The sequence below is a fragment of the Chelatococcus sp. KU-N122 genome (assembly GCF_055391085.1).
Map to the genome: position 1 here is coordinate 1,197,731 of NZ_AP043981.1, position 13,646 is coordinate 1,211,376.

Genomic DNA, 13,646 nt, shown 5'->3' on the forward strand with positions numbered 1-13,646 from the left:
TCTCGATGACAACGACCCAGACAGCCCCGCGACAGCCCGGCCCGCTGGAGGGCGTTCGCGTCCTCGATCTGTCCCGCTTCGTCGCGGGCCCCTATTGCGCGATGATCCTCGGCGACATGGGTGCCGACGTCGTCAAGATCGAGCGCCCGGGCAAGGGCGAGACGGCGCGCGGCCTGGAGCCCGGCGTGGACGGTGAGAGCTTCTATTGCTTTGCCGTGCACCGCAACAAGAAGGGCCTCACCCTCGACTACGGCAGCGACGAAGGTCGCAAGCTGCTGCATGCCTTGGTGGCCAAGGCCGACGTGCTGGTGGAGAACTTCCGCCCAGGCGTGATGGAGGCGATCGGCTGCGGCTGGGAGACTCTGCGGGCCATCAACCCACGGCTGGTGATGGCGCGCATCTCCGGCTTCGGCCAGGACGGGCCGCTCGCCCACCGCCAGTGCTTCGACGCCGTCGCCCAGGCCATGAGCGGCCTCATGCACATGACCGGCCAGCCCGACCGGCCGCCGATGCTCACCGGCAGTGCGATCATCGACTACACCACCGGCATGTATGCGGCCATGGGGGTGCTCGCGGCGCTGAATGCTCGCCATGTCAACGGCGAAGGACAGCTGGTCGACGTGGCGTTGCTCGACTCGGCGGTCTCGCTGATGCTCAGCGCCATCCCCGATCGCGCCGTTGGCGGTATCCCCCTGGAGAGGAACGGTAACCGCGACCGCTTCTCGGCCCCCGGCAACACCTTCGCCACCGGCGACGGTCGCTGGGTGTTGCTGACGGTGGCCGACGAGAAGATGTTCGAGAACCTAGCCCGGGCGATGGGCCGGCCCGATCTGCCGCGCGATCCGCGCTTCGCCGACCGCACCAGCCGTGTCGCCAACGTCGAGGCGATCGAGGCCGAGGTGACGCAGTGGACGCGCTCGCTCAGCGCCGACGCGGTCGTTCTCGCCCTGGAGAAGGCCGGGGTGCCATGTGCCAAGGTGGCGACGATCGACGAGATGATCGCCAATCCGCAGCTGCGCCATCGCGGCCAGATCGCGGAGGTCGCGCATCCGGGCGGCGCGCGCATCCCGATCCAGGGCGTGACCATGCGGCTGTCGCAGACGCCGCTGTCCATCCGCCGCGCCCTGCCCCACCTCGGCGAGCACTCCGCCGAGGTGCTGGCCGAGTGGCTCGACCTTGCGGACGGCGAGGTCGAGGCGCTGCGGCGGCGCCAAGTCGTCTAGACGATTGTCCAGGAGAGGTTCCACATGTTCCTGCGCTTGCGCCAGCTCTGCCTCGTCGCGCACCGGCTCGAGCCGGTCGTCGCCGACCTGGAGGCGATCTTCGGCATCGCGGTGTGCCACCGCGATCCGGCCGTCGCCATGTTCGGCCTCCACAATGCGCTGCTGCCGATCGGCACGAGCTTCATCGAGATCGTCGCACCGGTGCAGGCGAACACGACGGCCGAGCGCTATCTGGAGCGCCGCAAGGGCGACGGCGGCTACATGGTCATCCTCGACACGGCCGACGTGACTCCGTGGCAGGCGCATGTGGACCGCATCGGAGTGCGCGTGGCCGCGCCGCTGACCATCGATATCTATCGCGGCCTCCAGCTGCATCCGCGCGACACGGGCGGCGCCCTGCTGGAGATCAACTGCACGGCCGGCAACGGCCCGATCGACGGCCTCTACCATCCGGCGGGACCGCACTGGCAGGACTTCGTCCGCACCGGCGTAGTGACGGGGATCACCGGGGCCGAGCTGCAGGGCGCCGATCCGGCCAGGCTCGCCGCGCGCTGGGGCGAGATCCTGCAACGGCCGGCCCGGCTCGCCGACGGCGAATGGCGGCTCGCCGTGGACAACGCCGAATTGCGCTTCGTCGAAGCCACGGACGGCCGTGGCGAGGGCCTCGGCGGCATCGACGTCGCGGTGGCCGAGATGGATGCGCTGCGCGAGCGCGCAGCGGCCCGCGGCCGTGCCATCGTCGATGGCCGGATAGAGATCGGCGGCGTCCGCTTCAACCTGAAGGGCTGAGCACGGCCGCACGGCCGGCGAGAGGGTCAAGATGGATCTCGAGTACAGCACCGAGCAGCAGTTGCTGCGCGACAGCGTCGAGCGCTTCGTGCGCGACGACTATGGCTTCCAGGGCCGTCAGCGGATTCTGGCCGACGGTGGTTTCAGCCCGGGGCATTGGGCGACCTTCGCTGAGCTCGGCTGGCTCGGCATTCCCTTCGCGGAGGACGACGGCGGCTACGGCGGCTCGGCCGTCGACCTCGCCATCATCATGGAGGGGATCGGCCGCGGCCTCGTGCTGGAGCCGTTCCTGCCGACGATCATGGCCGGCGGGCTGATCGCCCATGTGGGCAACCAGGCGCAGAAGCAGGCCTGGCTGACACCGCTCATCGCCGGCGAGCGCAAGCTCGCGGTCGCCTTCGTCGAGCCCCAGAGCCGCTACGATCTGGCGGATTGCACGACCCAAGCCGAAGCCACGGGCGGCGGCTGGCGCCTGGAGGGCCGCAAGGCCGTCGTCGTGGGCGGCAAGGTGGCCGACGCCTTCGTCGTGGTGGCACGCACCGCCGGCGGCCGGCGCGATCGCGACGGACTCAGCCTGTTTCTGGTGCACGCGGACGCCGCGGGCCTCGGCGTGCGGCGCTATGAAACCAACGACGGCCAGGGCGCAGCGGAGCTGAACCTGGCCGGCGTCGTGCTCGGGCCCGATGCGCTGCTCGGTCCGGCGCGGGCGGCGCTCGCCCCGTTGGAGCGCGCGGTCGACGGCGCCATCGCCGCGGTCGCCGCGGAGGCGGTGGGCGCCATGGCGGCGCTGTGCGACGCCACGCTCGCCTACCTCAAGGTGCGCAAGCAGTTCGGCAAGCCGCTCGGCAGCAATCAGGCGCTGCAGCATCGCATGGTGGACATGGTGATCGCGCTCGAGGAGGCGCGATCGGCGGCGCTGGCAGCGAGCCTGTCGATGGCCGAGCACGACCCGGCGGTCCGCGCCCGCGCCATCTCGCTGGCCAAGATCGAGATCGGCCGCACTGCCACCAAGGTCGGCCAGGAGGCGGTTCAGCTGCACGGAGCCATGGGCGTGACCGACGAGCTCGATGTCGGCCACTATTTCAAGCGGCTCACCACCATCGCCACGTCGTTGGGCAACACGGACTGGCACATCCGGCGGGTCGCAGCGCTCGACGCAGCGGCGCGCGCCGCCGCCGAGCATCCGGCCTCCGCCCCGACGGCCGCCTGACACGGAGCAGCATAGCGCCATGGAACTCAAGCTGAGCCCGGCCGAGCAGGCCTTCGCCGCAGATGTCCGCGCCTTCATTCGCGACAACCTGCCGGCCGACATCGCCGCCCGCGTGCGCCGCAACGAGCACCTGGGCAAGGACGACCACATGCGTTGGCAGCAGATCCTCGGCCGGCGCGGATGGCACGTCTTCACCTGGCCGGAGGAGCACGGCGGCCCGGGCTGGTCGGTGGTGCAGCGCTACCTCTTCGAGGTCATCTCGGCGGAGATGGACTGCCCGATCATCCAGCCGTTCGGCCCGCGCATGGCCGGCCCCGTCATCTACACCTTCGGCACGCCCGAGCAGAAGGAGCGCTTCCTGCCGGGCATCCGCCAGTCGACCGTATGGTGGTGCCAGGGCTATTCGGAGCCACAGTCCGGGTCGGACCTCGCCTCGCTGGCTACGCGCGCGGAGGATGCGGGCGACCACTATGTCGTCAACGGCCAGAAGATCTGGACGAGCTACGCACACCACGCCGACTGGATGTTCTGCCTCGTCCGCACCTCGCGGGAGGAGCGGCCACAGCAGGGCATCTCCTTCCTGCTGATCGACATGAAGAGCCCCGGCGTCATCGTGAAGCCGATCCTCATGCTGGAGGGCACCCACTCGTTCAACGCCGTGTTCTTCGACAACGTCCGCGTACCGAAGGACAACCGGATCGGCGAGGCCGGGCGCGGCTGGACCTATGCGAAGTTCCTGCTCGAGCACGAGCGCGTCGACAACGCCGCCATCGGCGTCACCAAGCAGGCGCTGAACCACGTCAAGGCCATCGCCGGCGCCGAGCACGACGGCGACAGGCCGCTGATCGACGATCCTCTTTTCCAGGCCAAGCTGATCGCCGTCGAGGCCCAGCTCATGTCGCTCGAGATGGCCGCATTGCGCGTGCTGTCGGAGGTCGCGTCGGGCGCCTCGCCGGGCCCGGTGTCGTCGCTGCTGAAGATCCGCGGCACCGAGGTGGCTCAGCGCATCAGCGAGCTCGGCATGGAGGCGACGGCCTACTACGCCCTGCCCTATCAGCCCGGCCTGATCGCCGGCCAGTCGAACGAGGAGCCGATCGGGCCCGAGTACGCGGTCACGGCCGCCAACAACTATTTCTGGCGCCGCTGCATGTCGATCTATGGTGGCAGCAACGAGATCCAGCGCAACATCATCGCCAAGCAGATGCTGGGGCTTTGAGGGCGGCGCGACCGACCGGCCCGGCCGTACACAGGGGAAACGCATGACCATCGGATGGAACGCCGACGACATCGCCTTCCGCGACGAGGTGCGCGCCTTCGTCGAGGCCAATCTGCCCGCCGACATGCGGGCGCGGACGCGCCAGGGCTTTCATCCGACGAAGGCGGACATGCAGGGCTGGACCAAGATCCTGCACGAGCGCGGCTGGTCGATGCCGAACTGGCCGACGGAGTACGGCGGCACCGGATGGTCGCCGCTGCGGCGGATGATCTTTGACGGCGTGCTCACCGAGCTCGACGCGCCGCCGGGAACACCCTTCGGGCCGCACCTGATCGGGCCGGTGATCATCGCCTTCGGCACGGAGCAGCAGAAGCAGCGCTACCTGCCCCGCATCGCCGACGGCTCGGAGTTCTGGTGCCAGGGCTATTCGGAGCCGAACTCCGGCTCGGACCTGGCGTCCCTCAAGACCCGGGCCGTCCGCGACGGCGACCACTACGTGGTCAACGGCCAGAAGATCTGGACCAGCGAGGCCCATTACGCCGACATGATGTTCTGCCTGGTGCGGACCGATACGACCGGCCCCAAGCAGGGCGGCATCTCCATGCTCTTGATCGACGTGAAGAGCCCGGGCGTCACCATCAAGCCGATCATCAGCCAGGACATGGCGCACTACCTGAACGAGGTGTTCTTCGACGACGTCCGGGTGCCCGTCGAGAACCGCATCGGCGAGGAGAACAAGGGCTGGACCTACGCCAAGTTCCTGCTCGACAACGAGCGCACCAGCAGCGCCTACCTGGCTGACAGCAAGCGCGACCTCAAGCGGCTGAAGGAGCTCGCCGCCGAGATGACGCAAGACGGGCGGCCGCTCGCCGCCGATCCGGGCTTCGACGAGGAGATCGCCAAGACCGAGATCGACCTCGCGGCGCACGAGATGATGATCTACCGGCTGCTCAGCGGCGCGCCCGGCCTCGATCCGGCGGTGGGCGCCTCCATGGTCAAGATCAAGGGCGCGGAGCTGCGCCAGCGCATCTCCAATCTCTGGCTCGATGCGCTGGGCCCGCACGCCCCGCCGCTCTACGGGCCGAAGGCGCAGAGCAACTTCGACTACGGCATCGAGGCCGCACCGGGCCTCATGTCCCAGTTCCTGATCCGCCGTGCCGTGTCGATCTACGGCGGCACCAACGAGATCCAGCACGGCATCATCGCCAAGCGCGGGCTGCGGCTCTAGCGCGGCCACGGCGCGGCCGGCGCCGGGCCAGGCCAGGCCCCGCCGGGACAGTCACACGCACGCCTCAACAAGGTTGACCCCGATGGATCTCATCCCCTCCGAAGAGCTCGGCCAGTTCCGCGCCAGCGTCGAACGGCTCGTGGCCTCGGACTACACGTTCGAGCACTACCGCCGCACCGTCGACAGGGGCGGCAGCTTCGATGCGTCCTTCTGGAAGCGCATCGGGGACCTCGGCTGGCTCGGCGCCTGCCTGCCGGAGAGCGCCGGCGGCTACGCCTCGTCACCGGACGAGACCCTCGTCCTGCTGGAGGCCACCGCCCGCGGCCTGGTGCTTGAGCCCATTCTCTCCGGGCTCGTCGTGCCGAGCCAGGCGGTGCTGGCGGCGGCGCCGGAGCGGGCGGGACAGCTGCTGGCGGCCGCGGCGGCGGGCGACGCCGTGCTGGCGCTCGCCTGGGCGGAGGCGGAACGGCGCTACGACCTCGGGCCGGCCGCCACGCGGGCGCGCCGCATCGGCGCCGGCTGGCAGCTCTCCGGCCGCAAGTTCGCCGTGCTCGGCGCGCCGGTGGCCTCCCATCTCGTCGTGTCGGCGGCCAGCGAGGACGGGCCGGTGCTGCTCTGGGTGCCCGTGCGCCAGCCCGGCGTGGCGCTCGCCGCGTTCGTGACGGTCGACGGCCAGCGCGCCGCGGACGTGGTGTTCGACGGCGTGGAGCTTTCGGCCGACGCCCTGCTCGGCTCGCCCCAGGGGGCCCTCGCCGCCATCGAGGCGGCCTTCGACTGGGGCGCGGCCGGTGCGGCGGCGGAAGCCATCGGCGCCATGGATGCAATCCTCGCCATCACCCTGGACTACGCCAAGACGCGGCAGCAGTTCGGCCAGACGATCGGCAGCTTCCAGGTGGTGCAGCACCGCCTCGCGGCCATGGCCGTGCAGATCGAGTATGCCCGTTCGCTGCTGCCGCTGCTGTCGGCCGCGCTTGCCGGCGACGCGGCCCGCCGCGGCGAGCGCGTCTCGGCCGTCAAATGGAAGATCGGCACGGCGGCGCGCCACGTGGCGGCGGACGGCATCCAGCTGCACGGCGGCATCGGCATGACCAACGAGGCCGCCATCAGCCACTACTTCCGCAAGGCGCAGGTGCTGGAATATGCCTATGGGGACAACCGCTATCACCTCGCCCGTTACCGCACCCGCCGGAGCGGCGACGGGAATCTGCTTGCGAGTTGACGGAGGGGAGACCACGGCTCGCCCGGGCGCGGGCCCTTCTCGAACGCTGACCAGCGCAGATGCTGCTTGATGCCGCCTCAGACAGCGATCCGGGCCACGATCCCGACCTAGCAGGCGTGTATCATCGGCCGCATCAGGGACGATACCGTCTGCACCGGCGTCTCCCATGGCATCGCGCTTCCTGGCCCAGCGGGGCCGTCGACGCCAGCCTTCCGAAGGTAAAGGTCACACGTTCGAATCGTGTCGGGGTGCGCAAAAAACATAATTCAATTCAGTTGATTGACACGCGGCTGCGGGCTTACGCCTGGCTCCGCCGAGTGCCTCATAGTCAGACATCTCGGGGCTCTAGAGCATTTCGCCATTGGATGGACCCATCCAATGGCAGAGAAATGCTCATAGTCTTTTGAATCTGGAGCGCTTTCTCGCGATTGGGTGAGCCCACCCAATCGCAAAGCGCTCTAGTCTCCGTCTCGCGCGTTGAGCTGCAAGCCACCGAGCAGAAGATCGACCATCCGAACGGCTTGCCGCTTCCAGTTTTCACTGGGCCTAACGTGCGCTACGCCGGAGAGCGCGCGAAGCAAATCGTGCGGCTCGATGTCGTCCCGAAACACGCCAGTGGCGACCCCACGTGAGACCAGCGCCTTGACGGGCACGTCGAGGCGATGCGGGGTTTTGCTGTAGATGGGTTCAGGCCCGCCGATGAGCGTGTCCATCGCCGCCGCCATATCGTGTTTGGCGTCGAGAAACTCCACGAACGACGTCAGCCAATCGCGAAGCGCAGCCACCGGCTCGCGCTCGATCATCAGCTGATCGGCCTCCTCGATCAGCGCTGTGACTTCCTCCTGATACACCGCCGAGATCAACTCGTCGCGCGTCGGAAAGTGGCGGTACAGCGTGGCGATACTGACGTCCGCCTCGCGCGCGATGTGCTCGAGGCTGACGGCCGCGCCTTTCTCGGCGAAGGCGCGCTTGGCCGCCACGATTAAACGCGCTCGGTTGCGCTCGCCGTCGGAACGCGGTCGGCGCGTCGACTTACGAGAGGATTCGTCCTGCACGTCGGGTGATGCCTCTTGCTAAACGTAGGTATCCTACGGTACGTTAAACGTAGTCTCCCTTCGATTTAACACGGGATGGGACGGCTCTGGAACCACCCTCCCGCAAACGGGAGGCAGCGCGCGCGCCGAAGCACTGACGGAAACGAGGCCGGCGGCGTTCGAGGCGCCGCTGCGAGCAGCGCAGTGCTTCAAACCTCCGGTGACGGAGCAAGGAACAGATATGACCGACCAAACGCTCTCCACCTTACCGCGCGAGGCCAAAGGTCGAATGGCCCCGCCGCCTGCGCTGACTGGGACGTTGAAGGCGGTAGCCGACGCCGTGGCCGCATGGCCAGAGGTCGAGGCCACGACGCACTGGCGTTTCGATCAGCCGAATCGCGTCGATGGGATCGACTTCTATGTCGGCTCGGACGAACTCGGCCACATCCACCTCAACGGCGCGATTCACTTGGCGACCTCGCCCCGCCTCTGCTCTGAGCTGGTGGCTGAGGGCTTGGGGCGCCCCTTCGAATGGGGTCATGGCTGGACCGTCGCCGGTCTAGACCGGCTGGGCGCGGATGGTTCTGTGGCGCTGTTTCGGCGCAACTACGATCGGCTTCGACCGTCGAACCCGTAGATCGCCGTGGCAGAGCCCAGGCGGCCGCATCTGGGCGCATGAAGTTCCATACGGAGCGGGGAGCGCTGATCGATTGCTCCGTCGATCCGCGCGTCGGCGCCGCCTCGATCGGCACATTCAGGACAATTGCGCGATGACAACGTCGGAAACGATCGAGGGGCGTCCAAGCGAGGCGCTCACGATGACGGCTCGGCAGCGGCTGATCCTCGTCCTTCTTCTTGGGGCCAACTTCATGCTGTCGGCCGACTTCTCGATCCTGAACGTCGCCCTGCCTATGGTCGGAAGAGACGTGGGTCTGGGTGTGGACGACCTTCCCTGGGTGACCACGACCTTCGCGCTTCCATCTGCCGGGCTCTCGCTCCTGTTCGGACGGCTCGGCGACCTCTATGGGCGCCGACGCATCTTTGCTGGCGGCCTTGCGCTGCTCGCGCTGGCGTCGCTTCTGGGCGGCATCTCGACTGGATCGACCCTGCTTCTCATCGCGCGCACGCTCCAAGGCGTGGCCACGGCGATGACCGCTCCCGCGGCATTGGCGCTGCTGATCACGACCTTCGCCGACGAAGGGCAGCGCGCCCGCGTACTGGGCTGGAGCGGAGCGTTGCTTTCGGGCGGCTTCACGTTCGGGGCGATTGCCGGTGGAATGCTCGTTGGTGCGCTAAGCTGGCGCTGGGCGTTCCTGATCAACGTCCCGGTCGCTCTCATGATCCTGGCGCTGACGCCCTTCGTGATTCCCGCGGGCCGTTCGCCCGAAGGCGTGCGGCTCGACATTCCAGGTGCAGCGTCCGTGACGCTCGCCCTCTTCGCCACCGTCTTCGGCATCACCGATCGGTCCCTGCCGGCACTGGCCGTTGGACTGATGCTGTTCGCACTGTTCTTCCGGATCGAGCGCCGAACGGCAGCGCCGCTGGTCGCGATCGAAATGCTCAAGCGCCCGTCGGTTCGGTGGGGGAACCTCGCGGCGCTGACCATCTTCTCGATGGAGGCTGCGCTTGTCTTCCTCATGACGCTGTACCTTCAGGATGTGCTTCATCTCGGGCCGGTGACGACCGGCCTGATATTCGGCGTTCCCGGTCTCTCCTCGATGGCCGCTGGCGTCGCCGCCGGCCGAATTATCGAGCGTCGCGGCGCATATCCTGTGCTCCTGGCGGCGATGCTGGTCCAGGGCGGCCTCACCGCGCCCCTGATCCTGCTCGGCGCTCAGTCGAACTCGCTCTGGCTGCTGATCCCAGCGCTCTTCATCGGCTTTTTCGGGCACATCACCGCTGTCGTCGCCGCAACCGTCACCGCCACTTCGGACGTTCCCGACACCCATAAAGGGCTCGCCTCTGGCCTCGTGACCACGAGCCAACGGGTGGCGGTCACTGTCGGAATCCCGGTCCTCGGCGCCGTAATGGCGATTCGAGGCGACCTGCTGGCTGGGATCCAGCTGGCACTCGCGGCTGATGTCGTCCTGACGTTGACGGCCGTGGTCATCATCTGGGCCGGTCTGAACCGGTCGCGACCTGCGGGCGCGCGTCGATCCGCGACCCGCTAGCGGCCCGTGCCAGATCCATACGATCCGGCTTGCTGGGCACGCGACGGCTGTGGACAAGAACGCCGCGCCGGCGCCATGGTCGGAGCCGCCGAAGAGCCGGACTGCGTGGACGCATTGCCTTCACGGCTGCGCGTTGCCACACTGACGTCATCCCTAACGGGGCGGAGGAGACGCATGGGTTCGCACATCACCTTCAAGCGCCCGGACGGCGCCGAGGCCAAGGGCTATCTCGCCAACGCCGCCAGCGGCAACGCGCCAGGTGTCGTCGTGATCCAGGAATGGTGGGGCCTTTCGGACAACATCAAGGCGTTGACCGACCGCTTTGCGCTGGCCGGCTTCGACGCGCTTGCCCCGGACCTCTACGACGGCGTGATCGTGCCCTATCACGACACGGAGGCGGCCAACGCACAGATGACCTCGCTCGACTTCATGGACGCGACCACGCAAACCGTGCGCGGCGCGGTGCAGTATCTCAAGCGCAACGGCGCCAAGGTCGGTCTGACCGGCTTCTGCCTCGGCGGCGCGGTGACGATCATCGGCTCCACCAAGATCGATGAATTGGCGGCGGCCGTGGCGTTCTATGGCATTCCGCCGGAGCAGGCGGCGAAGGCGGCTGATGTGAAGATTCCGCTGCAAGGCCATTTCGCCAACAAGGACGACTGGTGCACGCCACAGGTGGTGGACGCCTTCGAGGCGGCTCTCAAGGCCGCCGGCAAGACCGCCGAGTTCTTCCGCTATGACGCCGAACATGCCTTCGTGAACGAGCAGCGCGCCGCCGTGCACGACCGCGCCGCCGCCGAACAGGCATGGGAGCGCGCCACGGCGTTCTTCCACAAGCATCTCGGCTGACACCGACCGCGCTGCGCTGCTGTCTCGCCTGCGCCCGTTTATCGGCGAGTTCTAGAGCGGGATGATTTATCTTCGACTCATCATCCCGCTCCAAGTCTTGTCTTGAGCATGATCTTGCCCAAAAGCCGGCGTCGACTTTTGGGGATCATGCTCTAGAGGCGACGAAACCCATCGGCCGGAGTGTCGGGAAAACGATCTCGGTCGGCCGCAGGCGCCTTGGCGCATTCCCTTTCCCGCTGGGCGGTCAAACGGGAGCGGCGGCCGAGCAGGCTTGGCATCAGCATCGGGACACGTCGACGATACTGCTCGTAGCGCGCGCCGAATTGCGCAACCAGGTCCCCTTCCTCGAGACGGACGCCGACGAGGATGTACGCGGTCATCAGGACGGCGAACAGCAGGTGCCCGGTGGTCATGTGCGGCGTTGCCCAGAAGGCGAGCAGGAAACCCAGCAGGATCGGATGACGCACGAGGCGGTAGAGCAGCGGCGTCTTGAACGCGGGCACGCGAGCCGCCGCGCCGCGCAGCGCGTCGAAGACCTGGCGCAATCCGAACAGCTCGAAATGATCGATCAGATAGGTTGACGTCAAACTGATCAGCCAGCCGATGCAGTAGATTGCGGTCAGCAGGATCGCCGGCCAGCCCTCCAGGTGCCAGATCGTCGTGACGATCGGCCGCCACTGCCAGAAGATGAGGATCAGAAGGAGGCTCGAGATCAGCACATAGGTGCTGCGCTCGCAAGACGCCGGGACGATGCGCGTCCACCAGCGCTTGAAGGCCGGGCGAGCCATGACGCTATGCTGGAGCGCAAAGAGGCCGAGCAGCACCCCGTTGATCAGAATCGACAGGGCGAGCCCGCTCTCGGCTCCGACGTCGATCGTCTTCGGCACCAGATAGTTGCCGACGAAGGCCACCGCATAGACAAACGCGAGGGTGAAGACGAGATAACTCGCAAGCCCATAGATGAGGGCGACGACGCGACCGATCATGACGATCTCCTCTATGTGCGCGGGCCACGACGGCCGCGCATGGCACGGCGCACGCGGACGGCCGGTGACCAGCCTGTGCCGCCGGTGCTAGCATCGCGGCGTCCCCTGGCCGTCCCCTGGGGCCTCGGCGGAGTTCGGATCGCATCACGATGGCTCTGTTCAGCGTCCGGACGTTTGGATTTCCGGAGATCCATCGTGATGACCAGCTGTGCCAGCTGGCGCTGCGCAAGGGCATGGCCTTGCTGATCTATCTGGCCGAAGCGAAGGGCCCCGTCGGGCGCGACGTGATCGCAACCATGCTGTGGCCGGACAGCTCCGAGGAGGTCGCAAGGGCGCGGCTGCGGCGCCTGTTGCATCGCTTGCAACAGGCGCTCGGCGACGACGTTCTCACCACCGACCGGTCGACTGTTCGATTGTCGTCAGCGATCGACATTGGGGTCGATTCCCGGTTGTTCGAGCAGGCCTGCGATCGCGGCGAGTTCGAGCATGCTTGCCGCCTTTATCAAAGCGACTTCCTCGACGGCTTCTCGCCCGGCGACTGCCCGCAATTCGACGAGTGGGCCTTCTTTCGCCGAGAGGCCCTGCGAGGCCGGGCGATACAGGCGCTGGAGCGGGTCGTGCAGGCGAAGAATGCGGCCGGCGACTACGCGGCCGCAGCCGCCCATGCCGCCGGTCTCGCAGCGCTCGATCCGCTGAGCGAAGTGTATGGCCGCCACCTCATCCGCAATCTCCTGCTCGCCGGCGATCGGGCCGCGGCCGAGCGCCACCTGACGGCGTTGACGCAGCGTCTTCGCGACGAGCTCGATGCGGCGCCGGAAGCCGAAACCCGCGCGCTCCTCAAAGCGGGCGCAATGGTAGCAGCCGCGGATCCGCCGCGGACGCGATACGTGAGCGGCGGCGGCGTCCATCTCGCCTTCCAGACCTACGGCACCGGGCGGCTGGATGTTCTGTTGCTGCCGGGCTTCGTGTCCCACGTCGAACGGGTCTGGGAGGAGCCCCGGAGCCGGACATTCCTGTCCTGCCTCGCCGGGATGGGCCGTCTCATCCTGCTCGATCGTCGGGGCGTCGGCCTGTCCGACCGGATCGGGGCCAGCCCCAGCGTGGAGGCGACCGCGCAGGACATCGGCACCGTGCTCGATGCCGCCGGCAGCCGCCGCGTCATGCTGTTCGGCGCGTCCGAGGGCGGACCGGCCTGCATCAAGTTCGCGGCCGATCATCCGGACCGTGTCGCCGGGCTCATCCTGTTCGCCTCGTTGGCGAAGGGAAGCGCTGCGCCCGACTATCCGCACGCGTTGCACGCAGGTCAGTATGACATGTGGCTGCAGCAACTCGTGGCGGTCTGGGGCGGGCCGGCCGGCATCGAGACCTTCGCGCCGAGCCTCTCCGGCGATCCTCAGGCGAGAGCCTGGTGGGCAGGCTTGCTCCGGGCAGCGTCGAGCCCGGGGGCCCTCAAGGGCGTGCTCGAGGCGTTCCGCGATACGGATGTGCGGCATCTTCTGAGCCGAATTTCCGCTCCGACCCTGGTGCTTCACCGCCGCGGCGACCGCGCCGTTCGCATCGGCGCCGGCCGGCACCTCGCCAGCCACATCGCGCAGGCCCGATTCGTCGAACTCGACGGCGCCGACCACTGGGCCTTCGCGGGCGATCAGCAACCCGTCCTGGCCAGCATCAAGCAATTTGCCGGCTGCCTCGCAGCGTAAGACAGACTCAAACGCCATCGC

12 protein-coding genes are annotated in these 13,646 nt (G+C 67.9%); 10 read left to right on the forward strand and 2 right to left on the reverse strand.

The window, feature by feature from the left end; all coding sequences use genetic code 11:
* The first annotated feature begins 5 nt into the window (after nt 1-5).
* The 6 genes from ACZ5PO_RS05320 to ACZ5PO_RS05345 all read left to right on the forward strand — a co-directional run bounded on the left by ACZ5PO_RS05320 (nt 6) and on the right by ACZ5PO_RS05345 (nt 6,885).
* Nucleotides 6-1,223 carry a CaiB/BaiF CoA transferase family protein gene (locus tag ACZ5PO_RS05320; RefSeq protein ID WP_464191011.1) on the forward strand — a complete coding sequence of 406 codons (1,218 nt, stop codon included), beginning with the start codon at nt 6-8 and terminating at the stop codon, nt 1,221-1,223.
* Nucleotides 1,224-1,247: 24 nt separating this feature from the next.
* The gene (locus ACZ5PO_RS05325) at nt 1,248-2,012 is read left to right on the forward strand and encodes a VOC family protein (protein ID WP_464191013.1); all 765 of its coding nucleotides are present in this window, start codon (nt 1,248-1,250) and stop codon (nt 2,010-2,012) included.
* A 31-nt stretch (nt 2,013-2,043) separates the two neighbouring features.
* Nucleotides 2,044-3,222 carry an acyl-CoA dehydrogenase family protein gene (locus ACZ5PO_RS05330; RefSeq protein ID WP_464191015.1) on the forward strand — a complete coding sequence of 393 codons (1,179 nt, stop codon included), beginning with the start codon at nt 2,044-2,046 and terminating at the stop codon, nt 3,220-3,222.
* Nucleotides 3,223-3,241: 19 nt separating this feature from the next.
* A complete protein-coding gene (locus ACZ5PO_RS05335) occupies nt 3,242-4,438 on the forward strand; it encodes an acyl-CoA dehydrogenase family protein (protein WP_464191017.1) in 1,197 nt (398 codons plus the stop codon).
* 43 nt (nt 4,439-4,481) lie between these two features.
* Nucleotides 4,482-5,666 (forward strand): acyl-CoA dehydrogenase family protein, encoded by a 1,185-nt coding sequence (locus tag ACZ5PO_RS05340; RefSeq protein WP_464191019.1) that lies wholly within the window; start codon nt 4,482-4,484, stop codon nt 5,664-5,666.
* Between the two features lie 82 nt (nt 5,667-5,748).
* Nucleotides 5,749-6,885, forward strand: a complete 1,137-nt coding sequence (locus ACZ5PO_RS05345; RefSeq protein ID WP_464191021.1) for an acyl-CoA dehydrogenase family protein — start codon at nt 5,749-5,751, stop codon at nt 6,883-6,885.
* A gap of 458 nt (nt 6,886-7,343) precedes the next feature.
* Here ACZ5PO_RS05345 and ACZ5PO_RS05350 read toward each other — a convergent pair whose 3' ends face one another.
* Entirely contained in the window at nt 7,344-7,940 is a 597-nt protein-coding gene (locus ACZ5PO_RS05350; protein WP_464191023.1) for a TetR/AcrR family transcriptional regulator, read from the reverse strand.
* A gap of 220 nt (nt 7,941-8,160) precedes the next feature.
* On the opposite strand from ACZ5PO_RS05350, the gene ACZ5PO_RS05355 reads away from it, so the two are divergent.
* The 3 genes from ACZ5PO_RS05355 to ACZ5PO_RS05365 all read left to right on the forward strand — a co-directional run bounded on the left by ACZ5PO_RS05355 (nt 8,161) and on the right by ACZ5PO_RS05365 (nt 10,939).
* Nucleotides 8,161-8,556, forward strand: coding sequence for a luciferase domain-containing protein (locus tag ACZ5PO_RS05355; RefSeq protein WP_464191025.1), 396 nt, complete (start codon nt 8,161-8,163; stop codon nt 8,554-8,556).
* 133 nt (nt 8,557-8,689) lie between these two features.
* On the forward strand, nt 8,690-10,090 hold the full coding sequence (locus ACZ5PO_RS05360; RefSeq protein WP_464191026.1) for an MFS transporter: 1,401 nt from the start codon (nt 8,690-8,692) through the stop codon (nt 10,088-10,090).
* 174 nt (nt 10,091-10,264) lie between these two features.
* Nucleotides 10,265-10,939 (forward strand): dienelactone hydrolase family protein, encoded by a 675-nt coding sequence (locus ACZ5PO_RS05365; RefSeq protein WP_464191028.1) that lies wholly within the window; start codon nt 10,265-10,267, stop codon nt 10,937-10,939.
* Nucleotides 10,940-11,091: 152 nt separating this feature from the next.
* On the opposite strand, the gene mddA is transcribed toward ACZ5PO_RS05365, so the two are convergent.
* The gene (mddA, locus tag ACZ5PO_RS05370; RefSeq protein WP_464191030.1) at nt 11,092-11,925 is read right to left on the reverse strand and encodes a methanethiol S-methyltransferase; all 834 of its coding nucleotides are present in this window, start codon (nt 11,923-11,925) and stop codon (nt 11,092-11,094) included.
* A gap of 149 nt (nt 11,926-12,074) precedes the next feature.
* On the opposite strand from mddA, the gene ACZ5PO_RS05375 reads away from it, so the two are divergent.
* The gene (locus ACZ5PO_RS05375; RefSeq protein ID WP_464191032.1) at nt 12,075-13,625 is read left to right on the forward strand and encodes a bifunctional AfsR/SARP family transcriptional regulator/alpha/beta hydrolase; all 1,551 of its coding nucleotides are present in this window, start codon (nt 12,075-12,077) and stop codon (nt 13,623-13,625) included.
* The last annotated feature ends 21 nt before the right edge of the window (nt 13,626-13,646 follow it).

Excerpts from the sequence above, each read along its gene's own strand:
- ACZ5PO_RS05330 (WP_464191015.1), top strand. The coding sequence starts at position 2,044 with ATGGATCTCGAGTACAGCACCGAGCAGCAGTTGCTGCGCGACAGCGTC.
- ACZ5PO_RS05375 (WP_464191032.1), top strand. The coding sequence starts at position 12,075 with ATGGCTCTGTTCAGCGTCCGGACGTTTGGATTTCCGGAGATCCATCGT.
- ACZ5PO_RS05320 (WP_464191011.1), top strand. The coding sequence starts at position 6 with ATGACAACGACCCAGACAGCCCCGCGACAGCCCGGCCCGCTGGAGGGC.
- ACZ5PO_RS05365 (WP_464191028.1), top strand. The coding sequence starts at position 10,265 with ATGGGTTCGCACATCACCTTCAAGCGCCCGGACGGCGCCGAGGCCAAG.
- ACZ5PO_RS05335 (WP_464191017.1), top strand. The coding sequence starts at position 3,242 with ATGGAACTCAAGCTGAGCCCGGCCGAGCAGGCCTTCGCCGCAGATGTC.
- ACZ5PO_RS05355 (WP_464191025.1), top strand. The coding sequence starts at position 8,161 with ATGACCGACCAAACGCTCTCCACCTTACCGCGCGAGGCCAAAGGTCGA.
- ACZ5PO_RS05340 (WP_464191019.1), top strand. The coding sequence starts at position 4,482 with ATGACCATCGGATGGAACGCCGACGACATCGCCTTCCGCGACGAGGTG.
- ACZ5PO_RS05360 (WP_464191026.1), top strand. The coding sequence starts at position 8,690 with ATGACAACGTCGGAAACGATCGAGGGGCGTCCAAGCGAGGCGCTCACG.
- ACZ5PO_RS05325 (WP_464191013.1), top strand. The coding sequence starts at position 1,248 with ATGTTCCTGCGCTTGCGCCAGCTCTGCCTCGTCGCGCACCGGCTCGAG.
- mddA (WP_464191030.1), bottom strand. The coding sequence starts at position 11,925 with ATGATCGGTCGCGTCGTCGCCCTCATCTATGGGCTTGCGAGTTATCTC.
- ACZ5PO_RS05345 (WP_464191021.1), top strand. The coding sequence starts at position 5,749 with ATGGATCTCATCCCCTCCGAAGAGCTCGGCCAGTTCCGCGCCAGCGTC.